Below are 23,289 nucleotides of genomic sequence, written 5' to 3' on the forward strand. Positions count from 1 at the left end.
TTTGACGACCGGCTCCCTAACAGGTGAAGGTACTTCGCCAGATTGACAGTCTTACGCGATATGCTGAAAGACACGGTGACAAGGGGCCACAATGTCAGACATGCAAAAGCGCTATGAACTTAAAGTCTCACTGAGTTTCGCAGGCAGCCCTCTCGTGCAGATTGATCAGGTCGTGCCGCAACTCGAAACGGCCTTGGCTGCGGTCCTCAAGGACTACCCAGCCGTCACGGCATATTTCGTCAGCGGGGAAGAGGCTGAGGTCGAGATCGTGGTCGGGCTTCGGTTCGAAGGAATGATCTCCAAGCACATACGATCAACCGCTGACGAGATTCTCCAGACGAGTCTTGAATCGATTTCAATTGGTGGAGACAGAGCTATCGAGGCGATTCGCGAGGAATCAACCCTCATCCCCGCGTGATTTCAGAAGGCTCGGAGCGAGCCGCCGTTTTTCGGGTAGCTAATGTTCTGCTTTGGGTGTGGCGTGCGTGTAAAGGGTGGGCGCCGCAAGCGGCTGCTTCGCTTGGTGCAGTCTTCTCTTTGATCTGGGCTGGATACGGGAGTGCGATTTGGTCCGCAGGAACATGGGCCTTTGTGGTTGCAGTGAGTTTGGGACTGCTGTCGTTGATCCTGCAAATCACGCTACAACGCCCCACATATATGGAGCTATCGCGGCGGGAAGAGCAAGCGGTAATCGAATCTGCTGTGAAGTCGGGAGCGATAGAACGGTCGCTCACCGTGTTGATTCGCTACCTGGCTGAACACTGTTCGATGGCAGGAAACAACGATCGTGTATCCGTCTATTACCACCATGATCAAAAGTTCGTGATGCTTGCTCGTTGGTCGCAGAACCCCGGCTTCGCAACCTCTGGGCGTGGAACATATCCAATTGGTCAAGGCGCGATCGGTGAGGCTTGGGAATCACGATCCGCCGTCGTGGAGTTGCCCGCCACCCGAGCGCGTTGGAACCAACGACTTGAGAGACACCATGGCTTCCCAAAAGGCACCGCTGCCAACCTAACGATGCACAGCTTGAGCATCGCAGCGCTCAGAATCGCGGCTAACGGTGAGTCGGTAGGAGTGGTCGTCTTCGAATCCACGGTAAAGGAGCGGGCGACTCAGGACACTTTAGATACGTTGGAAGGATCGATGCTTTACGCGACGCTCCGTGAGCTGGTCGCGACCGTCGCTACCCTCACCCCTAGAGTGCAAGAGGCCTCGAAAACGAAACCGCCTTCTGCCCCCGAGCCCGAAGCCTGGCGAGAAATGGGAACCGAGTAGGAGAGATGAGTATGCAGAACCCTCCCCACCCTGGCCTGTTGCTGGAGGATTACCTCGGCGACGTCAGCCTCGCTGAAGCTGCCCGCCGACTCGGCGTCACGCGGGCGACGCTGTCGCGCATCCGTAATGGTCATGCGTCCGTGACCGCTGATATGGCGGTGCGCCTCGGAATTCTGCTCGGTACCAGCGCTGAGCTGTGGCTCGGCATGCAGACCGCGTATGACCTGTGGGTCGAGCGCCAGAAGCCTCGCCCCGAAATATTGTCGCTAGCGAGCTGGGCGTAGCGCCAAGCGCAATAGGAGAAAATCGATGACGCTCACTAAACAGTCCTACGTAGCAACGACTCGCAAGGACGGCGATTGGTGGCTCATCGAGGTGCCCGAACTCGACGCCGTCGGTCAAGCGCGGAGCGTCACAGAGTGCACAACGGTAGCCCGCGAAATTATCGGGCTTTGGCTCGACATCGAGCCAGAAATGATTGATGTCACGGTGACAGTCGAAAAATAGGGGTGCATCGTGACATTCCTCAGGCACTCGACCGCTCGAGCGACGCCTTGTCTGCAGAATGGAAGCGGCAAACGACGTTGCGCCTTGGGGCTATTGAGCCCGAGTCCACATCAGCGTATTATGGCTAGGAAAGCTAGCCATAATGGTGGAGGCGTTAAGTGAGACTTGTGAACATCCTTGAAGCGCGCAATACGCTGTCCCGGCTGGTGGCGGCGGTGAGCGACGGTGACGAAGTGGTTATCGCCAAGCGAGGCAAGCCGGTCGCGCGGCTGGTCCCTGCTGTCGAGATCGTCTCCGAGCACACTGCGGCGCAAGCTGCAGAATGGCTTACCCGTAACCCAGTTCCTAGCCACCCGGCGCGCTCCGCAGATGAACTTGACCGTCAGATTGCGGCCGAGCGTGAGGGCTGGGAGTGATCTATCTCGACTCCTGCATTGTGATTTACGCTGTGGAAGATGACGGACCTCGTGGCAACGCAGTGCGTCAGAGGCTTACTGACGCTGCCGATGCGGTTGTCGCAGTGAGTGCCCTTGTCACTCTCGAATGTCTCGTCGGACCACTTCGCGACGAAAACTTCGGTCTCCACGACCACTACCTCCGAGCGCTCAGCAACTTCAAGGCGCTTCCGCTGGAGGCCGAGCACTACATGCGAGCGGCTGAGCTTCGAGCCCGCTATGGTCTTAAAACGCCAGATGCGCTTCACCTCGCCGCCGCCCAAATGCATGGGTGTGACGAGTTGTGGACTAACGACGATCGCCTTGCTTCGGCGGCAAAAAATTTGGCGATGAACGTGACTTCGCCTTCCGCAAATTCGTAAACCTCGTTGTTGCTCCGGCTCGCGCGGTAGCGTGAACCCATGACGGTACTCACCCCAGCACTGCTAGGCCGCATCCGCTCGCGGGCCGCGCGCTATGACCGCGAGAACATCTTCTTCACCGAAGACCTGCAAGAGCTGCGTGCCGTCGGCTACCTGAAGCCACGCAGTCTGCGCGAGCTGTCGGATGACCAGCGCCTGCTCGCCGCCTACGCTCCGGCCACGGCGCTCGCCATCAACATGCACCTCGTGTGGATCGGCGTCGCCTGGGCCCTGCGCGAACGCGGCGACTCGAGCCTCGACTGGCTGTTGGCGGATGCCGAAGCTGGCGAAGTCTTCGCCTTCGGCTTGAGTGAACCCGGCAACGATCTCGTCATGTGGGACTCGCACACCACCGCCGAAACCGTCGAGGGCGGTTACGCGTTCACGGGCACCAAGATCTTCACTTCGCTCTCTCCCGCGTGGACCCAACTGGGCCTCTTCGGCAAGCACACCGCCGACGATGGCACCGAAACCCTCGTGCATGGTTTCATCTCTCGCGACGAGCCCGGCTGGCGCTCCCTCGGCGACTGGGACACTCTCGGCATGCGCGCCACCCAAAGCCACACGACGGTGCTGGATGGCGCCTTCGTTCCCGCAAATCGGGTCGCCCGCGTGCTGCCCGTCGGCCCCAACGCCGATCCTTTCATCTTCGCGGTGTTCGCCAACTTCTTGCCGCTCATCGCCTCTGTGTACGCAGGGCTCGCGGACCGCGCCCTCGAACTCGGGGTCGAAGCACTGCAGCAGCGCAGCTCGGCCATCAGTGGAGAGGCGTACTCCGAGCATCCGGATCTGCGCTGGCGCATGGCGGATGCCGCCCTCGCGCTCGATGCGATCGAACCCCAGCTGCACAGCATCGTCGATGACGTTGATGGACTCGTGGATCACGGGGCAGGCTGGTTCCGCAAACTGACCGGTGTGAAGCACCGCAGCATCGAAACCGCACGCCACGTCGTCGATCAGGTCATGCGCTCAGCCGGGGGAGGAGCCTTCCGCAGCACGAGCGAACTCGCGCGCCTGCAACGCGATGTGCTCGCCGGCATCTACCACCCCTCGAACCCGGAGTCGGTGTACAAAACGGTCGCGAGCGACCTGTTCGGGAGTTAGGTGGGCACGCGTTTGATGGTTCAAGAACTTCACTTACCGCGGGCGAGTATGGCCTGATGTGGTGGCGGGAAACTTCGACCAAAGGTATGCAGGCGCATGGCACAAGCCGATGCATTCTGCACAAAAGATCGCCGCGGAGAATCCGCCTGCGAAGTGGGGGCCACGATGTTGGCTGCATTGTGGAAATCGATGCCCGCAGCATCTGTGGTCGGAACAAGGTCTCTAAGCTGCGGGCACCGATAGATATAGGTTCCTGAACGGGTGCTAGTTTTCGCCGTGGCGGCGAGGTTCCGCCGACCGCCGACGACGAATTGCGGTAGCGAGCATCGCAACGGTGAAGAAGCCGACACCGGTGAGGATCGCCATGTATGTGGTCGCACCGAGCAGATGAATAGCCAATCCGAGTACGACCGCACCGGCTAACCAGCTTGCGACGATATAAGACCAAGTGCGCATTTCTTGCCTACTTTCTTGTGTATTGGACTGTTAGCAGGTCACTGTGTGCAGCGACCATGTTAGGGGCCCGCCGATAACCACACCAGCGTATGGCATGTTGATTTGGATGCACTTTCCAGCAGCTGCGGCGGACTTGAACTGGTTCCCGAAGGCAAGGATTAGAGCACCTGAGACCACGCCGCAGGTCACCGCACCGGGCCCGCTAGCAATTAGGCCACAGAATGCGCTTAGTAGCGACGCGTAACCAGCGTTAGCTGCATTGGCAACCTGTTTGGTCTCCGACTTTGAAAACTTCATGGCCTGTCCCCACCAGAAGTACAGCGTTTGGGGGTCCGCGACGACAGGGTATGTGACAGGCTGGGCGTCTAGATCAACGACCTGGGTGAGTGTCCCCCCGGAGATTTCGTAGGATGTTGCCACATCCCTCCCCTCAGCGTCGACGGCCCATGGCGCGGCTACCTGCGCGATGGGAACTCCAGATTGGTCGGTAACTATCACCGCACCGGTCTGTGGGTCGGCTATCAGTTGCGCCTCGCCCTCGACGTCAAAAGTGTATTCGTACCGCTGAGGTGCGTTCTTATTAGAAATAACTGTTGCAACCTGCACCGCGCCCGCTGATTTCCCCACCACCACGGTTTGGGAACCATTCTCGTTGTCGAATGAGACAGCGCCTGAAGGGTCAACGGTTGCCTCGCTACTCTCGGAGGCAAAGGGGAGAGTTAGGCCGACTTGAGGATTTCCCTCCGCACCCAAGCGGATGCTATCGGAGCTCAGCGCAGGCAACGTGATTGCGACGCCATTCTGCGCGAGAGCTGTCCTCTGCCCAGACGCTGTGGCCTCCATTGGGGAAGTGACGGCATCGCGCAGCACATCCATTTCGGCCGCGCTAGTTTGCTCCGCCACATTCTTTACTGCCGCTATCGGATCGTTGACGACCTGCGCAAAAGCCGGGCCGGGAGCCACGCCTACAGCAGCGATGCCGACAACGATGGACGCCGCCATGCTCAGGGCGCTCTTAGGTAGAAAACGCACAATTTCTCCTTCGATCGTTCTGTGCGCAGTTCGGTAACCACACAACGAAAATTGATATATATTCATTCAGCATAACAAGGGTAGAAGAAGGTGTCTATGGTTGATCCATGTTCCGAAGAACGCTCCAAGAATGGTGGCAATGCGCACCTCGTATGGACCGGCGTCGCGGAGGCTCTGAGCGAACCCGGCAACGATCTCGTCATGCGGGACTCGCTCACCACCGCCGAAACCGTCGAGGGCGGTTACGCGTTCACGGGCACCAAGATCTTCACCTCGCTCTCCCCGGCAAGCACACCGAGGGCGATGGCAGCGAAACCCTCGTGCATGGTTTCGTCTCTCGCGATGAACCCGGCTGGCGCTCGCTCGGCGACTGGGACACCCTCGGCATGCGCGCCACCCAAAGCCACACGACAGTGTTGGATGGCGCCTTCGTTCCCGCGAACAGGGTCGCCCGCGTGCTGCCCGTCGGGCCCAACGCCGATCCGTTCATCTTCGCGGTGTTCGCGAACTTCTTGCCGCTCATCGCCTCCGTCTATGCGGGCCTCGCAGACCGCGCCCTCGAACTCGGGGTCGAAGAACTGCAGCAGCACGAGCGAACTCGCGCGCCTGCAACGCGATGTGCTCGCCGGCATCTACCACCCCTCGAACCCGGAGTCGATGTACAAGGCGGTCGCGAGCAACCTGTTCGGGAGTTAGCCGCCGTTGATTGCGATGCTCACCCAGCCCAACAGCGCGAAAACAAGAGCGACGCCGCCGAGCGAGATTGCGATACGCGGTCGCTTGCCCAGAACTAGGTAGTACAGCGCGGTCGTGATGGGTGCGGTCCACGCTCCAGCCGCGATCATGAACATGCCCAGGAACACGGGAGTGTCTAGGTGGGTAATGAGCCCCGTAACTAAGACGGCGAGACCCGGCACGATCCCGAAGAGTGGACTCAGCGCGATGAAAAGTGCGATGGGGAGTGCGCGAGCGGGAACCCGTGTGCTCAGCCACAACCATATCGGCACACCGAATAGGGCTGCTACCGGGAGGCCCACTGCGGTGACGCGGGCGAAAGCGTGCAGCAGCTCCGAGCCGGTCGAGCCGTAATAGGGAGTTCCCAGCACTACGAGCGCTGTGCCCAGAGCCAATGCCACCGCGACGCAGCCGAGAACGGCGGCGATGTCCTTGGCGTTTCGGCGCGGGTGCGCGCTCGCTGGGATCGGAACACTATCGATGCGCTGTTCTGGTGCCGATGTCGTCACTGGTCCACATCCCCTCGAGCCACCTCGAAATGTGACTCGTCCTCACTCGAGGTTACAGCGAAGCAACTTGCTCGCGCACCCCGAGTCGCAAGCTCACGTCGTCGTCGCGACGCTCGTCGTCGTGGTGGCTCACGAGCACCACGATCTTGTCGGCGAGAGCCGTGCGCAGGTCGGTGATGAGTTGCTCGGCGCTCGCGGCATCCAAGTGGGCGGTCGGCTCGTCGAGAAGTACGACATCCGCCCGCGTCAGTAGAGTGCGGGCAACCGCCAACCGCTGACGCTCGCCGCCCGAGAGGCTTTCGCCCGCCGAGCCGACACGAGTGTCGAGGCCGCGGTCGAGCGAATCGAAGAGCGGACCAAGACCTACCTGACGCAGCACCGCGACGAGCTCCTGCTCGGTCGGCTGATCGTCGTGCGCGCGGCCCAACAGCAGGTTCGCGCGGATCGTTGAATCGAAGAGGTGCGACTCTTGCGGACACCACGTGACCGCCGCGCGCAATTGCGCTGGCGAGAGCTCCTGCGCATCCACCCCATTGAGGCTCCAGGAGCCAGCGGCCGCCGGAAGATACCCGAGCAGCGCCGCCAACAGCGTCGACTTACCTGCGCCTGACGGACCCTCCACGACAAGCCACTCGCTGCGCTCCACCCGAGCGGTCGCGCCCGAGAACGCCAACGTTGGGCTCGAAGGCCAGCGGATGCCGAGCTCGCTCAGTTCGAGAACAGTCACGTCACCAAGGGGTTGGTCTGCGTTCGCGGCTTCCGCCTGCGCGCGGTGGCCGGCGCGCTTACCTGCAGCACCATCCGCACGCTCAACCCCCGCCGTAACCCCGCGCACCTTTGCCAGCGCGGCGCTGAGCGCCGGCCACTGCTGCACCGAGTCGACGAACGCGATCAGCGAGTCCACGAGCCCGATGGGGATAAGCACGAGCACCGCGACGATACCGATCGGAAGGGTGCCGGCGATGACGGCGGGCGCGGCGACGGGCAACATCGCGACGGCCGTGACGGAGCAGGCGAGTACGACGACGGCGTTGCCGATTCCCAGGGCGCGAGCGCTGCGGCGGGAGAGTGCACCGGCTTCGGCGTCGATGTGATCGAGGCGGGCGAGCATCCGCCCACCAACACCGTTGGCGCGCAAGTCGGTCGCGGCACCGGTCATGGCGGCGAAGGCGCGCACGACGCGGGATTGCACTTCGGCGATGCCGTTGGCGGCCGAGCGGTCCACGATCACGGCGATGATGGGCGCCGCCACAAGCCCAACGGCGAGACCCGCGAGCAATACTGGCACAGCGGGCGCGTGCAGCAGGCCGACCGCGATGAGGGCGGCAAGAGAAGTGCCGAGAGCAACAGCGGGAGGCAGCACCACGCGGGGAACAAGATCGCGCACGCGGTCAGACGCCGCAACGAGGTAGTCGAGGGCGACCCCGCCATTGGCGAGAGCACGCGAGCCGAGAGCGCGAGCACCCAGACCGTTCCACAGGGCAACCCGCAACTCGATGACCGACCCGAGCACAGCGCGGTGCGTGGCGAGGCGTTCGGCATAGCGCAGTGCCGCGCGACCGATTCCGAAGAACCGCACGCCCACAATGGCGACGAGCAAGAACATGATCGGCGGCTGCTCGCTGGCTCGCACGATCAACCAGCCGGAGAGGGCGGTGAGGGAGAGGGCGAAGAGGCTTGCGCCGGTGCCGAGAGCGATCGCTCCCACGAGGGTTCCGAGAGCGGGGCGCACAAACTCGAGCAGGCTGGCGAGAGTCGCGCGGGTGGTGCGCGGCGCGTCGAGAGCGTCAACATCCACGTCACCGTCGACGGTGAGCGGGTCGACGCGCGCTTCAACGGCACGGGTTCCGCCCGAAGTGCCCACCGCCACAACCTGATCGGCCAGCGCCGCGATTCCCGTTTCGTGAGAAGCAACGATCACTGTGACGGGACGACCACGAAGCTCAGCAAGCGCTGCTTCCACACGCGCAGCGGATGCCGGATCCAAGTGTGCGGTCGGCTCATCGAGCAGCAACAGGGTGGCGCCCGCTTCGACGCGCAGCAGCCCGCGCGCGACGGCGATGCGGCGCAACTCGCCGGGACTCACCTGGCGCGGATCGGCATCCGCGACACCGGTGAGACCGAGGTCGAGCAGCACCGAACGAATGGCTTTCTCATCGTTGCTGTACAGGCGAAGCTCGTCGAGCACGGTGTCAGCAACGGTGTGCGGATGCTGCGGAACCCACGCCACGCGGGAAACGTCGATGCCCCACACGCTGCCGCCGCTGGGCTCGCGATTGCCCGCAAGAACCTCAAGGACACTGGATTTTCCGCTACCGCTTGGCCCATCAAGAGCCGTGATGGTGCCGGGCGCGGCACGGAAGTTGAGCTTGTCCACAGCGGGCCGCGCACGACCCTCATAAGAGATGCTGAGGTCGACGACCCGGAAGCCGCCGGCACTCTGGCGGTGCTCCCGAGCGCGCGGTGCGTCGATGATGGTGCGGGCGCGGCGCAGAGCAGTGAGCCCATTCTCGGAGGAGTGGAACGCGGCACCCAGATCGCGGAAGGGCGCGAAGCACTCGGGCGCGAGCACGAGAGCGATGAGGCCGACGGTGAGGGAGAGCTGACCATCCACGAGTCGAACGCCGACGAAGACAGCGACGACCGCGACCGAAATGGTGGCGATGAGTTCGAGCACGAGCGCCGAGAGAAACGCGGTACGCAGGGTCTCCATCGTCTTTGTGCGGTTCTCGGCGGAGATCGTGCGCAGTGCCTTCGACTGTTCAGCAACCCGGCCAAGGCCGACGAGAACCGGAAGGCCGCGGGCCAATTCAACCAAGTGATCCGAGAGGCGTTCGAGGCTGGCGCTGGCCGCCTCGGCACGCTCGCGCGTGTGACCGCCCACAAGAATCATGAACACCGGCACAAGCGGAACGGTCAGCACGATGATGAGCGCGCTCACCCAGTCGACCGAGAGGATGCGGGCACCAATCAGCAGCGGAACCGTTGCGGTCGTGACGATCGCCGGCAGCACTACGCGAAAGTAGTTGTCGAGCTCATCGAGCCCCACGGTCGCGATCGCGGTGCTTGCGCCCGAGCGGGCGTCGGAGCCGGTGAGTACTCGCTCCGCGAGTTCGTGGCGCAGAGACTCCTTGGCGCCGAGCGCCGCGCGGGTCGCGAAACTCTCCGTCGCCCAGGCGGTAGCCGCGCGGAGAAGCCCGGCTGCAATACCGAGAATGATCGCGAACTGCCAGGCTGCGGCATCCGCTTCGATAACGCCGACGACACCGCGAGCGACAGCCTCGGCCATAAGCACGAGGGCCAATCCCTTGAGGGAAGCCAGTAAACCCAGCCCGAACAGTGTGTGCACACCGCCCGGGCCGAAGCCTGCTGCAAGTCGTTCTTGGAGTTTGGCTCTCATGCCCTCCATCGTGCCCTAGCTAGCTGAAGACGAGGAGGCGCTAGCTGACGAAGCGGAGGCAACCGCGGGCTTTACATCGTGAGCCTCCGGGAGGTGGTGCACGCTCAGGCGGTTGCGGAACACCCAGTACGTCCAACCCTGGTAGACGAACACCAATGGCAGACCGATCGCCGTCACGATGCTCATTACGCCAAGCGTATATTCACCGCTTGCTGCGTTGGCGATGGTCAGGTCGAACGCGGGGTCGATCGTCGACGGCAGCACTACGGGATAGACCGCGGCGAAGATGGATGATGCACCAGCGACCAAGAACGCCGCGACGCCCACGAAAGCCCAGCCTTCACGCCCGGCACGCGCACTGATCCAGCCGAAGACGACCGCGATCACCGCGACCACAACGAGTGCCCACGTGATGGGGGTGCCGTGCTGGAACTGGATGATCAGCACCCACGCCACGATCGGCAGCAGCGCAACGGGGCTCCAGCGCACGACGAAACTGCGGGCGCGGACGCGCACGTCGCCGTCGGTCTTGAGGCCGAGGAAGACGGAGGCGTGAACGAGCGCGAAGCCGATAACCGCGAGGCCACCGAGGACGGCATACGGGGTGAACCACGCGAAAGCGCCGCCAACGCGGTCACCGTTGGCATCGATCGGGAGGCCGGTGGTGGTCAGCGCGAGCGCCGCACCGATACCGAAAGCCGAACCGAGGGAGCCGAGCCCGAGCGCGCGGTCCCACCACATACGCCATTTGTCAGTGGAACCCTTACCGCGGTACTCGATCGCTACGGCGCGGAAGATCAGGCTCACGAGCACGATCGTCAGCGGGATGTAGAGCGCCGAGAAGAGCGATGCATACCAAAACGGGAATGCAGCGAACGTGGCGGCTCCGGCGGTGATCAGCCAGACCTCGTTACCGTCCCAGACCGGGCCGATGGCATTGAGCATGAGGCGACGTTCGCGGTCCTTGTGGGTACTGAAAAGCAACAGCATCCCGACGCCGAGGTCGAAGCCCTCGAGAAGGAGGTAGCCGATCCACAAAGCGGCGATCGCGATAAACCAGATTGTTGGAAGATCCATGAGTAGCTGCCCTTCTGCTTAGTAGGCGAACGCGAGAACGTCGTCGCGCTTGTCTGGTTTGTTGGGATCGTCGGGGTCGCTGCCGTCGTCTTCTGGATGCCCGAGCTCAGGCATTGCCGAGGCGACGCCACCGCGTACGTACTTGACCAGCAGCTTGATCTCGAAGACCATCAGGAAGGCATAGACGAGAGCAAGCGCGGCGAGCGAGAAGATTATCTCTTCGCCGCTGACACCGGGGGAGACGGCGGCGGCGGTGAACATGTAGACACCGTCAATGCCACCGGGCGTCGGGTTGGGCACGACCACGAACGGTTGGCGGCCCATCTCGGTGAAGACCCAGCCGGCGATGTTGGCGCCGAAGGGGGCTGCGATGCTGAGCAGCGCTGTTCCCATGAGGAACTTCGACCGCGGCACGGTGCCCTTGCGAACGATCCAGAGCGTAAGGGCTGCAAACCCTGCCGCGAGCATCCCGAAGCCGATCATGAGGCGGAAGCCCCAGTAGGTGACCTCCATGAGAGGGAGGTAGTCGATCTCCTGGCCGGCACGCTCGCCATACAGCGGGTCATCGGGGAGGTTGGTGCCGTACAACTCTTGGTACTGCGGGATGAGGGTGTTCACACCCTGAATTTCGGTATCGAAGTCGCCGTGAGCGAGAAACGAGAGCAACCCGGGAATTTCAATAATGCCCACGACATCTTCACAGTCTTGGCCTCCGAGCGGGCCAATCGAAAGCACTGAGAAGCTCGTGCCGTCGTGGCACGCGGCTTCAGCGGCTGCCATCTTCAGGGGCTGCTGTTCAAACATGAGCTTGGCCTGAAGGTCACCGGTAATGGAGAGCGCACCGAACCCGAGGATCGCGATGACGGCACCGATGCGGATGCTCTTGATCCAGACGCTGTGGTCCTTGCGGTCGCGGCCGGGGATGCTGAGGTTTTCGCCGACGACGACGCGTCCGGTGGCATCCACCGTGTCGATTCCGTCGCGACGGCGCTGCCAGAGCTGGTACCAGGAGATGCCGACGACGAAGCCAGCACCGACGGCGATAGCACCGGTGACCGTGTGAGAGAAAGCGGAGAGGGCGGTGTTATTGGTGAGCACGGCCCAAATGTCGGTCATGACGGGGCGGCCATCGATGAGTTCAACACCAACCGGGTGCTGCATCCACGAGTTCGCCACGATGATGAAGAAGGCGGAAACGATCGAGCCGGCAACAGCGATCCAGAGGGTTGCAAGGTGAAGCTTCTTGGGGAGGCGGCTCCAGCCAAAAATCCAGAGGCCAAGGAAGACGGACTCGAAGAAGAACGCGAGCAGGCCTTCCATCGCGAGCGGTGCGCCGAAGACGTCACCAACGTAACGGGAATACTCGCTCCACGCCATGCCGAACTGGAACTCCTGAACGAGGCCCGTGGCCACACCCATGATGAAGTTGATGAGGTACAACTTGCCCCAGAACTTGGTCATGCGCAGCCACTTTTCATCGCCGGTGCGCACCCACTGGGTTTGCATGAGCGCAACGATAGGGCCGAGACCCAACGTGAGCGGAACCATGATGAAGTGGTAAACGGTGGTAATTCCGAATTGCCATCTGGCGATCTCTAGGGGGTCCACTCCTGGCCTCTCTCTGGCGAACTGTCGCGCTAGTTCTACATCCCGTAGAACCTCTATGTATACATTTCTACACCTTCGTAGAAACTATTTCTACTTAGGGTAGAATTGCTTGCATGAACTCCCTTGGTGAACTCGAGCGCAGCGTCATGGACCTGCTGTGGGCGAGCGCTGAAGGCCTCTCGGCTTACGATCTGCAGGCCGAGCTGGCTGGTCCAGACGGTACTGGGCGTGAGCTCGCAGCGACGACCATCCTGACTGTGCTCTCGCGGCTCGAAAAGAAGAACTTCGTCGTGCGGGAGCGTGACCTGCGGCCGCACCGTTACCGTGCAGCCTCCGGTCGTGAATCTCACATGGCCGACCTCATGCACGAAGTGCTGGGTGGGGCGAATGACCGTACCGCTGTGCTTGAACGCTTTGTGGGCCAGGTGTCCAACGAAGAAGCCGAGACCCTCCGCCGCATTCTCGCCGGTCGCTAAGAGTGGTCGCCGCCGCGATCATTCTCGGAGTCATTGCCATTCTCTTGGCGTGGCCCGTGCCGGCGATCCTGCCCGGCGCACGGTGGGCCTATCGTCGCCCGACTCTCGGATTACTGGTGTGGCAACTCGTGGCCCTCATCGGTGGCTTCAGCATGATCGGTTCTCTCGTGCTGCTCGGGGCGGCGACCTTCGCCACCGACCTTCCGGATACCGCAACCGGCATGTGGCGTTTCGTCACCCACAATGAGCTCCCCGAGGGCTCCTCGGTGTGGTCGTTGCTCGCTCTCTCAGGAGCGCTCTTTCTCACCGCGCACTTGCTGCTCAACCTGCTCGTCACTGTCGTCTACGCCGAACGCGAGCGCGCCCGCCACTCGCAGTTGATCACGCTCCTCAGCGAACCAATGACTGACCGCCCCGGCACGCGCGTGATCAACACTCCGGCCCCCGTCGCCTACTGCCTGCCCGGCGCGCTCACCTCCATCACCGTGCTGAGCGCCGGCCTGCTGCAGCTGCTCGATGAAGAAGAGCTGCAGGCCGTGATCGAACACGAACGTGCGCACGTGCGGTTACGGCACGACATCGTGTTGATCTTCTTCACCGCGTGGAAGCTGTCACTGCCCTGGCTTCCCACCGCCCGAAACGCCTCGCGAGAAGTGGCCCTTCTTCTTGAAATGCACGCGGACGACAACGCCCTCGCGCGCGTCACGCGCGGCAGCCTCGCCCGCGCCATCACCGTTGTCTCCGAAGGCGGAGCTCTTCCCCAGCGCAGCGAACTCTCCGCCGCCCTGCCGGAATCGACGCCCAAGGAACTGCGCGCTCGGCTTCTTCGGCTCGCTTAGCGTCTCCGCTCCAGTCCGCCTTAATGACGACTAGAAAGACCCCCGTTTGGGGTCTAGCGTTCAAGTAGAGAGAAAGTTTCAGACTTTTTCTCACGCTACACAGTCGCACTAACCAGCAGAACTGAAAGCAAGGGGGCAGTCATGAACAGAAAAATAATCGGGTGGGTGGTCGTTCTTCTCGCGAGCCTCACCGCCGCTGCGGGCGCTGCCGTCTGGCTGATCGTGGCCGGCGCTGGGCTTGAGCTGGCTGCGGGCATCCCTCCACTCCCGACCCTGTCGTTGGCTGTTTCGGCTCTGCTGGCAATCGTTTCGAGCATTGTGCTCATCCGGGCAGAGCTGCCTCCTCACCGCTCTCATATGCGTGCGACCTACATCTCGCATCGCACCGGAGCAGCCTAAACTCAACGGCATGACAGTGCGCGCGCCACGATTCTCGTCGCCAGCGATCTGTGTCACTGCGGTGCTCGCGGTTCTTCTCGTGCTGGCCGGATGCTCGGCTGCAGTTCCCCGTGCGACCGAGACAGACGCCACTCCCACCGCTACCGCCTCACCGACTCTCTTCGCCGCAGGCGCCGTCGCGGACTACCAACTCGGCGGAGCGTACGAGCCCGACGCTGCCGTCACCGTCGTCGTGCGTGACGCGAGCGAGGAGCCTCTCGCCGGTGCCTATTCCATCTGTTACCTCAACGGGTTCCAGTCGCAACCGGGGGAGTCGTGGCCAAGCGAGCTGCTGCTGCGCGATGCCGAAGGCGACCCGGTCATTGACGCGAACTGGCCAGACGAGACGCTGCTCGACATCCGTACCGCCGGCAATCGCGATGCTATCGCCGCACGCTTCGCGCCACTGATTGAGGGCTGCGCGAGCGCGGGGTTCGCGGCCGTGGAGTTCGATAACCTCGACAGCTACGCGCGCTCCGCCGGGGTTCTTGAGCGGGAGCAGGCGGTGGCCATGGCGATGCTGTTCGTGCAGCTCGGCCACAGTAATGGGCTCGCGGTAGCCCAGAAGAACTCGGCGGAGATGCTCGGGGAGGCGGCATCCGCCATCGGCTTCGACTTTGCGATCGTCGAGGAGTGCGACCAGTACTCAGAGTGCGGCGACTTCACCGACTTTTATGGAGAGGCCGTCATCGACATCGAGTACACCGATGAGCTGCGTCGCCCATTCAGCGAGGTGTGTGCGGATGCTGCGACACCGCGCATCACGATGCTGCGGGATCGCGATCTCACGCCGCCCGGCTCAGCGGAGTACGTGTTCGAGCACTGCTGACCGCATTCTCGCGAAGCCAGCCCGGTTGCTGCGGCGAGCCAATTCGGCCCGCATTCTCGCCGGGTGGCTAGTCGGAGACCTTCGGGCCGCGTAGGAACGCGAGCGGCAGGGTGAGCAACGCGATGGCGGCGGCAGCCAAGACGGCGGGCGGGAACGAGAACGCGGTGGCGAGGGTTCCAATGAGAACTGAGCCGAGCGCGGTACCGAGGTCGAAACCGATGTTCCAGGCGGCGCTGGCGGTGCCGTACTGCTTGCGCTTCACCGCCGCGAGAGAGATCACCAGCGTGAGGTTTTGCAGGCCACCGTAGGCGATACCGAGAAGCGTCATGCCGACGAGGAACAGCAGGATGCCGGTCGCATTGGGGTCTCGAACAGCGGCGGCGATCGCCAACAGGCCGACCACCGAGACCACGACCAGGGGCCAGAGGAACCGTTCGGCGCCGAAGCGGTCAGAAATCCCGCCAATCGACCAGCGCGTGATGGCCGCGCTCAGGGTGAGGAGCGCGAGCGCTCCCGCCGTCGCTGCGGGCGACGAACTCATTTGCGGAGCGAAGGTGAGCAGGGCACCACCGGCGAGGGTGACGCCGCTGAGCAGAATCATGGGGCGCAGAAGGCTGATCGCCAGAGAGCGGCGCTCAGACTTTCCACCATCAACGGAGACGACCGGCGTCGCGTCGGTGGGTGGCAAAAGGTCGCGAGCGGCGGACTGCTCGCGAAGCACTCGAGCGAGACGCGGAGCGGAACTAATGCCCAGTAGGGGAAGGGCTCCGATCACGAAAACCGCCCAGAACCCGACGGTGTCGGCGAGGAACGATGCGGTCGGTACGAGAATGATCTGCGGAACAGCAATCGCTGCGCCGTAGATTCCGACGGCGGCACCGTGCTGGGCGCGATCGACGAGGTTCGCCACGACCGTGGAACCCGTGACGGTGAGGATGCCGAAGCCGATACCGCGGACGGCCGAGATGGCAAGAATCCAGGCCAGCTGATCAGAGATGATGAGCAAGAGCGCGGGAGCGCCGAGAAGGGCGAGCCCTACCGCCAGCACGCGGCCGGTGCCGAAACGATCGAGAAGGCGCGGCACGAACGGCTGTGTCATAACCGTCACGATCAGCAGAAGACCATTGACCAGCCCGGAGCCTGCTTCCGTGGCGCCGCCCTGAACGGCCCACAGGGGGACAACCGGAATCAGGGCGACAAAGCCCCCGAAGCCAGCGGCCGTGAGCACCAGCAGTGCTGGCATTCCGGGTGCTCGCCAGACGGGAGTAGGGACATCGACAGAGTTCTGAGTCACGATGCTTAACCCTATGCCCCGCCGGGCTTCAACCGACCTCAGTCAGAAGCTGAAACCCGGCGGGGGAGAGAACTCGCGCGGCAGCCCACCACAGCCCGCGGCACGAGTGGCCTTACTTCTTTACAGCGGCTTTCTTTGTGGCCGGCTTCTTCGCGGCAGCCTTCGTGGGTGCGGCCTTAGCTGCGGCCGCGGCCGAAGCGGATGCAGCAGCCTTGCGCGGCGCAGCACGCTTGGCGGGAACCGCAGCGGCGGCGCTCGGCGCGACGGCACGGGGTGCCAGTCGCTGCAGCTGAGTGACGTGCTTGGGCTCGAGCTCTTCGATGCTCGTGACTTCGAGCAGCTTCATGGTGCGCACGATCTGGTCCGAGAGGATCTCGATGGTGCGGTCGACGCCCTGGCGGCCTCCGGCCATGAGGCCGTAGAGGTAGGCGCGGCCGATGAGGGTGAACTTGGCGCCGAGCGCCATCGAGGCCACGACATCCGCACCGTTCATGATGCCGGTGTCGACCATCACTTCAACGTCGTTGCCGACTTCGCGAGCGACCTCGGGCAGCAGGTGGAACGGGATGGGCGCGCGGTCGAGCTGGCGGCCACCGTGGTTCGAGAGCAGGATGCCGTCAACACCGAGTGCGGCGAGGCGCTTCGAGTCTTCGAGGTTCTGCACTCCCTTGATGACGATCTTGCCCGGCCACATGGCGCGGATGATCTCGAGGTCTTCGTAGTTGATCGACGGATCCATGGCGGAGTCGAGCAGTTCGCCCACGGTGCCGCCGGTGGTCGCGAGCGACGCGAACTCGAGCGGGGGAGTCGTGAGGAAGTCGAACCACCACCACGGGCGGGGGATCGCGTTGAGGATCGTGCCGGCGGTCAGCTGCGGTGGAATCGAGAAGCCGTTGCGCTTATCCCGCAGTCGCGCTCCGGCAACGGGGGTGTCGACCGTGAACATGAGGGTGTCGTACCCGGCAGCGGCCGCGCGCTCGACGAGTCCGTACGAAATCTCGCGCTCGCGCATCACGTACAGCTGGAACCAGTTGCGCCCGTTCGGGTTTTCGGCTTTCACATCTTCAATGGATGTCGTGCCGAGCGTCGAGAGCGTGAAGGGAATGCCTGCTGCCGCTGCTGCGCCCGCGCCCGCAATCTCGCCCTCGGTCTGCATGAGGCGCGTGAATCCCGTGGGGGCGATTCCGAAGGGCATGGCGGAGGTGCCACCGAGAATTTGCGTGGTGGTCGACACGTTCGAGGCATCGCGCAGGATCGACGGGTGAAACTCGATGTCCTCGAACGCCTGGCGCGCCCGGCTCAGCGAGATTTCGCCTTCGGCCGAGCCATCCGTGTAGTCGTAGGCAGCCTTGGGGGTGCGTCGCTTCGCGATGTCTTTGAGGTCGTAGATCGTGAGCGCACCGTCGAGGCGGCGCTTTTTACCGTTGAGCTCGGGGGCCTTGAACTTCATGAGCTTCGCGAGCTCTACGGGGTTCGGAAATTGACGCTTAACCATGAGGTGCCTTAGCTGTCGGTGTCGAGGTCGGTGTCGAGGTGTGTGAGGAGGCGATCGCGCGCCCCCAAAATGTGGTCGCGGGTGAGGCGCTCTGCGGTGGAGGCATCCCCGGCGGTGATGGCATCGAGGATGCCCTGGTGTTGCTCGGCCACCTCGTGAGCGGTAATGAGCTGGGCGGACTGAACCTGCCCAATGCACAGCTCAACTTCACCCATGAGCAGTTCGTGCAGACGGGTGAGGCGAGAGCTGGGCTGACCGGCGACAAGCGCGCGGTGAAACTGGATGTCGTGGTGCGCGAAATCTTCGGTGGCGGTGAGCGCGCGGTGGGCTGCCAGCGCCTCCGCCGGGATCGCGCCGGCTTCGGCTAACGCAGCCATGGCGGCGGTCTCCACGATGGAGCGGGTGTCAAAGAGGTCGAGCACATCGTCATAGCTGAGCTCGGGCACGCGCGCGGCGCGGTGGGCTTCACGGCGCAGGATGCCGTCGGCAACGAGGCGATCAATCGCGAGGCGCGCGGTGGGGCGGGCGACGCCGAAGCGGAGGGCAACGGCCGACTCGGTGATGGCAGAGCCGGGGGCATCGCGCTGAGCAATGATGTCGGCACGAAGTTTTTGGGCGACGGTTTCGGGAAGCACGGCGGCGTTCTCGATCATGGTTGCTCCTTCTGCACTGACGGGGATTGTCAGACAATCTAACAGAATGTAAGACAAAGTGAAATAGCCTCCTGCTACATTGGCGACGTATGTTTTCGTGCGCAACAAAGGAGATGGCATGACGAAGCAAGTGGCATGGGGAATCTTGGGCACCGGGTGGATTGCGACGCTGCAAACCAGTGACCTGAAGGAGCACGGCCACAAGGTCGTCGCGGTCGGATCACGCACTCAAGAATCGGCAGACAAGTTCGCCGCCGAGTACGGCATCCCGACCGCTCACGGCAGCTACGAAGACCTCGTTGCTGACCCCAACGTCGACGCCATCTACGTCGCAACGCCGCACCCCTTCCACGAAGAGCACGCCCTGCTCGCGCTCAACGCCGGTAAGCACGTTCTCGTGGAGAAGGTGTTCACGATGAACGCGGCGCAGGCTGAGAACGTCGTGGCCCGGGCCAACGAACAGAACCTTGTTGTGTTGGAAGCCATGTGGACCCGCTACCTGCCGCACATGGTGCGCATCCGCGAGCTCATCGCCGAGGGCGCACTGGGAACGATTCGCAGCGTGATCGCGGACCACAACCAGAACCTGCCCAGCGATCCGCTGCACCGCATCAACAACCCGCTCTTGGGAGGTGGCGCGCTGCTCGACCTCGGCATCTACCCCGTGTCGTTTGCCTTTGACATTTTGGGGGCACCATCCAGCCTGGTGGCCGTGGCCACTAAGACTGGTACGGATGTCGACCGCCAGACCTCGATGATCTTCAGCTACGGCACCGAAGCTCAAGCAGTGCTGCAGACTACCCTCGACCTGCGCGGCCCCACGCGCGCCGTCATTGTAGGCACCGAAGGCCGCATCGAAATCGATGAGACCTTCTACGCCCCCACGACCTTCACTCGCTTCGACGGCGAGGGTAACCTCGTCGAAGAGTTCGACGGCAGCACCACGGGTCGCGGCATGCAATTCCAGGCCGCCGAACTCGAGCGCCTCGTTGCCGCTGGTGAGCTGACCAACGACATCCTCTCGCCGACCGAGAGCATCGAGATCATGCACACGCTCGACGAAATCCGCCGCCAGATCGGGCTCACGTACCCGATGCTCGACGAGGGCTAACGAGCTCACTCGCGCTAGCGCGGGCTGCCCAGACTTCGCCCGTTAACCAACACAGCGCCAGCCACCGAACTGATCGGTGGCTGGCGCTGTGTTCGTTAAGCGCACACGAGGGCGTTGTGCATGCCGCGGGTAACGCCGGCGTGCACAGCGCCCCTACGGTCTACTACGAACGCGGCAGATACTGCTTCGGCGAGAACGCGGTAGCGACGAGGCTGCGCAAGCTCTCGAGCGAACCTTCGACGAACCCCTGGGCGCGCGCCTGAACGAGCACGTTGCCAATGGCCGTGGCCTCCACGGGGCCGGCGAGCACCGGCATTCCGCTGCGGTCCGCGATCAGCTGGCAGAGCAACTCGTTCTGCGAGCCACCGCCGACGATATGGATAACCGACACCGACTTTCCGGAGAGATCTGAGGCCGTGTGTACGGCATCCACGAAAGCAACGCTGAGGCTTTCGATAATGCTGCGCACAAACTCCACGCGCGACTGCGGAACAGCCACATCGAGTTCGGTGCACCAAGCAGCAATGCGCGCGGGCATTCCCTCGGGAGCAAGGAAGCGTGGGTCGTTCGCGTCGAAGATTGGCACCGTTGTCGTGAGAGCGGATGCCGCCGCCAGCAGTTCGAGAAGGTCGACGCTGGCGTCTTCCTTCTGCCAGTCGCGCACGCACTCGCTCAGCAGCCACAGGCCCATGACGTTGTGCAGGTAGCGCACGCGTCCGTCGACGCCGCCCTCGTTGGTGAAGTTCGCGGCTCGGCTAGCTTCGGTGAGCACGGGGGAGTTCAGCTCAACGCCCACGAGCCCCCACGTTCCGCACGAGATATACGCGAAGTCGTCGTTCGTTGCCGGGACCGCGACGACAGCGGATGCCGTGTCATGCGATCCAACAGCGACCACATCGGCACGGATGCCGAGCTCGTCGCGCACCGGCCCCAGGGTCGTGCCGGGAGTAACCAACTCAGGGAAGAGGCTGCGGGAGTATCCGAGCTTCTCGATGAGCGCGTCATCCCACTGGCCGGTCGCCAGATTCAGCAGCCCCGTCGTCGACGCGTTGGTCTGCTCGGCAACCTGTCGCCCCGTCAACCAGTAGTTGATCAGGTCGGGGACGAGCAAGAAACCATCGGCATCGGCAAGGTTCTGCTCGGCCGCGAACTGGTACAGCGTATTAAAGGGGAGGAACTGCAGGCCGTTCGAGGCATAGAGCTCAGCGTGATCAGCGATCGTGTGCACGCGCTCCACGCCTGCGGCCGTGCGGTCATCGCGGTAATGGAACGGGGGAGCAATCATCTGCCCGCCCGCCATCAACGCATAGTCGACCGCCCACGAGTCCACTCCGATGCTCGACAGTTGCGGTTCTTCGCGAATAGCAGCCGCCAAACCGGCGAGCACGCTCGAGTAGAGCGCATCAATGTCCCAGTGCAAACCGTCTTCACGGCGCACCGGACCATTGGGAAAGCGCGCTACCGGGCGAACGCTGAGCTCGTTGTGACCCACGAGGCCGAGCATGACTCGGCCACTGGTCGCACCGAGATCAACCGCAGCGACCACTCCCGCATTCATCGGAGGAAGGCTGCCGCAACACCAGCATCAACGGGGATGTGGAGACCGGTGGTGTGGCTGAGGTCGGGGCCCGTGAGCACCGATACAGCGTTGGCGACGTTCTCGGGCAGAACCTCACGCTTGAGGATCGTGCGCTGAGCGTAGAACTTGCCGAGGTCTTCTTCTTCAACGCCGTAGGTTTTGGCGCGGTTGGCGCCCCACCCTGCAGCGAAGATTCCGGAGCCGCGCACAACGCCGTCGGGGTTGATGCCGTTGACCTTCACGCCGTGCTCGCCGAGCTCGACTGCCAGCAGTCGCACCTGGTGAGCTTGGTCGGCCTTCGTGGCCGAGTACGCAATGTTGTTCGGGCCAGCAAAGACCGAGTTCTTCGACGAGATGTAGATGACGTCGCCGCCCATGGCCTGGTCGATGAGCACTGGCGCGGTGGCCTTCGACACCAGGAACGAACCCTTGGCCATGATGTCGTGCTGGAAGTCCCAATCCTTCTCGGTCGTCTCCAGCAGGGGCTTCGAGAGCGAAACTCCGGCATTGTTCACGACGATGTCGAGCCCGCCAAAGGCGAGTACGGCATCCTGCACCATGCGGTCGATCGCTTCGGCGTCGGTCACATTGACCTTCAGGCCGATCGCGACATCCGTGTTTCCGATCTCGGCAGCAGCGGCCTGAGCCTTCTCAAGGTCGAGGTCGGCAATGACGACGCAGGCGCCATCCGCAGCGAGGCGGGTAGCGATGGCCTTGCCGATACCGGATGCTGCGCCGGTCACGAGCGCAACGCGGGTGGCGTGCGACTTGGGCTTCGGCATCCGCTGCAGCTTGGCTTCTTCGAGTGCCCAGTATTCGATGTTGAACTTCTCAGCATCGCTGATGGGAGCGTAAGTGGAGAGGGCTTCGGCGCCGCGCATCACGTTGATGGCGTTGACGTAGAACTCGCCAGCAACGCGGGCGGTCTGCTTGTTGGCGCCGTAGCTGAACATGCCAACACCGGGAACGAGAACGATGAGCGGGTCAGCGCCGCGGATCGCGGGGGAGTCGGCGGTGGCGTGCTTGTCGTAGTACGCGGTGTAGTCCTTGCGGTACTCCTCGTGGAGTTCCTTGAGGCGCTCGATGCTCTTCTCGATCGAGGCGTCCGCGGGAAGGTCGAGCAGCAAGGGCTTGACCTTCGTGCGCAAGAAGTGGTCGGGGCAGCTCGTGCCGAGGGCGGCAAGCTTCGGAGCGTTGGCCGAAGCCAGGAAGTCGAGAACGACATCCGCGTCAGTGAAGTGGCCGACCATGGGGCGGTCGTGGCTGGCGATGCCGCGGATGGTGGCAGCGAGGGCGGCGGCCTTGGCGCGGCGCTCGTTTTCGGGCAGCGCAGCGTTGGCGGCTACTGCCTCGCCGAACGGGGCATCCTTACCCTCGGCGGCAATGAAGTCTTCGGCGGTCTTAACGATCCAGAGGCTGTTGGCTTCTGCTTCGTCGCTTGTGTCACCCCACGCGGTGATGCCGTGGCCGCCGAGGATGCAGCCGATTGCTTGGGGGTTTGCCTCCTTGATAGCGGCAATGTCGAGGCCGAGTTGGAAGCCGGGGCGACGCCACGGCACCCAGACAACTTTGTCGCCAAACGCCTTCGTCGTGAGTTCTTCGCCGTCTTTCGCGGTCGCGATGGCGATACCGGAGTCGGGGTGCAGGTGGTCAACGTGGGCGGCATCGACGAGGCCGTGCATGGCGGTGTCGATGGAGGGCGCGGCGCCACCCTTGCCGTGCAGTGTGAAATCGAACGCGGCAACCATTTCATCTTCGCGGTCGATGCCGGGATAGACGTTGGTCATCGAGCGCAGTCGGTCGAGGCGCAGCACGGCGAGGCCGGCTTCCTGAAGCGTGCCGAGGTCTCCGCCGGATCCCTTGACCCACATGAGCTCGATCGGCTCTCCGGTAACGGGATCCGTTTCGGTGCCCTTTGCCGACGTGTTGCCGCCGGCGTAGTTGGTAACGCGCGGGTCAGAACCGAGGCGGTTCGACCGTGCGATGAGCTCAGCGGCAGTGGGGTTCGTCATG

General features: G+C 63.3%; 24 protein-coding genes. 12 read left to right on the forward strand and 12 right to left on the reverse strand.

Features of this window, described 5'->3' with window-relative positions; translation table 11 throughout:
* The first annotated feature begins 91 nt into the window (after positions 1 to 91).
* From ESZ53_RS10545 to ESZ53_RS10575, 7 genes are all read left to right on the forward strand, one after another.
* On the forward strand, positions 92 to 418 hold the full coding sequence (locus ESZ53_RS10545; RefSeq protein ID WP_129072788.1) for a hypothetical protein: 327 nt from the start codon (positions 92 to 94) through the stop codon (positions 416 to 418).
* Between the two features lie 173 nt (positions 419 to 591).
* Entirely contained in the window at positions 592 to 1,278 is a 687-nt protein-coding gene (locus ESZ53_RS10550; RefSeq protein WP_129072789.1) for a GAF domain-containing protein, read from the forward strand.
* Between the two features lie 5 nt (positions 1,279 to 1,283).
* The gene (locus ESZ53_RS10555) at positions 1,284 to 1,562 is read left to right on the forward strand and encodes a HigA family addiction module antitoxin (RefSeq protein ID WP_129072790.1); all 279 of its coding nucleotides are present in this window, start codon (positions 1,284 to 1,286) and stop codon (positions 1,560 to 1,562) included.
* Between the two features lie 25 nt (positions 1,563 to 1,587).
* Complete coding sequence (locus ESZ53_RS10560; RefSeq protein ID WP_129072791.1) at positions 1,588 to 1,785, forward strand: hypothetical protein; 198 nt, start codon at positions 1,588 to 1,590, stop codon at positions 1,783 to 1,785.
* 158 nt (positions 1,786 to 1,943) lie between these two features.
* A complete protein-coding gene (locus ESZ53_RS10565) occupies positions 1,944 to 2,201 on the forward strand; it encodes a type II toxin-antitoxin system Phd/YefM family antitoxin (protein WP_129072792.1) in 258 nt (85 codons plus the stop codon).
* Entirely contained in the window at positions 2,198 to 2,602 is a 405-nt protein-coding gene (locus tag ESZ53_RS10570) for a type II toxin-antitoxin system VapC family toxin (RefSeq protein WP_168187232.1), read from the forward strand. The genes ESZ53_RS10565 and ESZ53_RS10570 overlap by 4 nt, the downstream gene beginning before the upstream one ends.
* 39 nt (positions 2,603 to 2,641) lie before the next feature.
* The gene (locus ESZ53_RS10575; RefSeq protein ID WP_129072794.1) at positions 2,642 to 3,745 is read left to right on the forward strand and encodes an acyl-CoA dehydrogenase family protein; all 1,104 of its coding nucleotides are present in this window, start codon (positions 2,642 to 2,644) and stop codon (positions 3,743 to 3,745) included.
* A gap of 264 nt (positions 3,746 to 4,009) precedes the next feature.
* Here the strand turns inward: ESZ53_RS10575 and ESZ53_RS10580 are convergent, their stop codons facing one another.
* The 7 genes from ESZ53_RS10580 to ESZ53_RS10610 form a co-directional block, all read right to left on the reverse strand.
* On the reverse strand, positions 4,010 to 4,201 hold the full coding sequence (locus tag ESZ53_RS10580; protein WP_129072795.1) for a hypothetical protein: 192 nt from the start codon (positions 4,199 to 4,201) through the stop codon (positions 4,010 to 4,012).
* A gap of 30 nt (positions 4,202 to 4,231) precedes the next feature.
* On the reverse strand, positions 4,232 to 5,203 hold the full coding sequence (locus ESZ53_RS10585) for a hypothetical protein (protein ID WP_129072796.1): 972 nt from the start codon (positions 5,201 to 5,203) through the stop codon (positions 4,232 to 4,234).
* 272 nt (positions 5,204 to 5,475) lie between these two features.
* Complete coding sequence (locus tag ESZ53_RS14600) at positions 5,476 to 5,823, reverse strand: hypothetical protein (protein WP_210403790.1); 348 nt, start codon at positions 5,821 to 5,823, stop codon at positions 5,476 to 5,478.
* Positions 5,824 to 5,925: 102 nt separating this feature from the next.
* Positions 5,926 to 6,477, reverse strand: a complete 552-nt coding sequence (locus tag ESZ53_RS10595; protein ID WP_129072797.1) for a hypothetical protein — start codon at positions 6,475 to 6,477, stop codon at positions 5,926 to 5,928.
* Positions 6,478 to 6,529: 52 nt separating this feature from the next.
* Complete coding sequence (gene cydD / locus ESZ53_RS10600; RefSeq protein ID WP_129072798.1) at positions 6,530 to 9,877, reverse strand: thiol reductant ABC exporter subunit CydD; 3,348 nt, start codon at positions 9,875 to 9,877, stop codon at positions 6,530 to 6,532.
* A gap of 15 nt (positions 9,878 to 9,892) precedes the next feature.
* The gene (gene cydB / locus ESZ53_RS10605; RefSeq protein WP_129072799.1) at positions 9,893 to 10,954 is read right to left on the reverse strand and encodes a cytochrome d ubiquinol oxidase subunit II; all 1,062 of its coding nucleotides are present in this window, start codon (positions 10,952 to 10,954) and stop codon (positions 9,893 to 9,895) included.
* Between the two features lie 18 nt (positions 10,955 to 10,972).
* Positions 10,973 to 12,562, reverse strand: coding sequence for a cytochrome ubiquinol oxidase subunit I (locus tag ESZ53_RS10610; protein ID WP_129072800.1), 1,590 nt, complete (start codon positions 12,560 to 12,562; stop codon positions 10,973 to 10,975).
* Positions 12,563 to 12,675: 113 nt separating this feature from the next.
* On the opposite strand from ESZ53_RS10610, the gene ESZ53_RS10615 reads away from it, so the two are divergent.
* The 4 genes from ESZ53_RS10615 (at position 12,676) to ESZ53_RS10630 (ending at position 15,144) form a co-directional block, all read left to right on the forward strand.
* The gene (locus ESZ53_RS10615) at positions 12,676 to 13,038 is read left to right on the forward strand and encodes a BlaI/MecI/CopY family transcriptional regulator (RefSeq protein ID WP_129072801.1); all 363 of its coding nucleotides are present in this window, start codon (positions 12,676 to 12,678) and stop codon (positions 13,036 to 13,038) included.
* A gap of 2 nt (positions 13,039 to 13,040) precedes the next feature.
* Complete coding sequence (locus ESZ53_RS10620; protein ID WP_129072802.1) at positions 13,041 to 13,877, forward strand: M56 family metallopeptidase; 837 nt, start codon at positions 13,041 to 13,043, stop codon at positions 13,875 to 13,877.
* A 141-nt stretch (positions 13,878 to 14,018) separates the two neighbouring features.
* Positions 14,019 to 14,276, forward strand: coding sequence for a hypothetical protein (locus ESZ53_RS10625; protein WP_129072803.1), 258 nt, complete (start codon positions 14,019 to 14,021; stop codon positions 14,274 to 14,276).
* Between the two features lie 10 nt (positions 14,277 to 14,286).
* Positions 14,287 to 15,144 carry an endo alpha-1,4 polygalactosaminidase gene (locus ESZ53_RS10630; RefSeq protein ID WP_129072804.1) on the forward strand — a complete coding sequence of 286 codons (858 nt, stop codon included), beginning with the start codon at positions 14,287 to 14,289 and terminating at the stop codon, positions 15,142 to 15,144.
* Between the two features lie 67 nt (positions 15,145 to 15,211).
* On the opposite strand, the gene ESZ53_RS10635 is transcribed toward ESZ53_RS10630, so the two are convergent.
* From ESZ53_RS10635 to ESZ53_RS10645, 3 genes are all read right to left on the reverse strand, one after another.
* Positions 15,212 to 16,438, reverse strand: coding sequence for an MFS transporter (locus tag ESZ53_RS10635; RefSeq protein ID WP_246837296.1), 1,227 nt, complete (start codon positions 16,436 to 16,438; stop codon positions 15,212 to 15,214).
* 112 nt (positions 16,439 to 16,550) lie between these two features.
* Entirely contained in the window at positions 16,551 to 17,933 is a 1,383-nt protein-coding gene (locus ESZ53_RS10640) for an alpha-hydroxy acid oxidase (RefSeq protein WP_129072805.1), read from the reverse strand.
* Between the two features lie 8 nt (positions 17,934 to 17,941).
* Positions 17,942 to 18,586 carry a GntR family transcriptional regulator gene (locus ESZ53_RS10645; RefSeq protein WP_129072806.1) on the reverse strand — a complete coding sequence of 215 codons (645 nt, stop codon included), beginning with the start codon at positions 18,584 to 18,586 and terminating at the stop codon, positions 17,942 to 17,944.
* Between the two features lie 118 nt (positions 18,587 to 18,704).
* Between ESZ53_RS10645 and ESZ53_RS10650 the strand changes: the two genes are divergently transcribed.
* Positions 18,705 to 19,697 (forward strand): Gfo/Idh/MocA family protein, encoded by a 993-nt coding sequence (locus ESZ53_RS10650; RefSeq protein ID WP_129072807.1) that lies wholly within the window; start codon positions 18,705 to 18,707, stop codon positions 19,695 to 19,697.
* A gap of 163 nt (positions 19,698 to 19,860) precedes the next feature.
* Here the strand turns inward: ESZ53_RS10650 and ESZ53_RS10655 are convergent, their stop codons facing one another.
* Together ESZ53_RS10655 and ESZ53_RS10660 are read right to left on the reverse strand one after the other, a co-directional pair.
* Entirely contained in the window at positions 19,861 to 21,255 is a 1,395-nt protein-coding gene (locus tag ESZ53_RS10655) for a rhamnulokinase family protein (RefSeq protein WP_129072808.1), read from the reverse strand.
* Positions 21,252 to 23,288: a bifunctional aldolase/short-chain dehydrogenase gene (locus ESZ53_RS10660; protein WP_129072809.1), complete on the reverse strand. Its 2,037-nt coding sequence runs from the start codon at positions 23,286 to 23,288 to the stop codon at positions 21,252 to 21,254. The genes ESZ53_RS10655 and ESZ53_RS10660 overlap by 4 nt, the downstream gene beginning before the upstream one ends.
* Position 23,289 lies beyond the last annotated feature (1 nt).

Source organism: Salinibacterium sp. UTAS2018 (genome assembly GCF_004118935.1).
Taxonomy (GTDB): domain Bacteria; phylum Actinomycetota; class Actinomycetes; order Actinomycetales; family Microbacteriaceae; genus Rhodoglobus.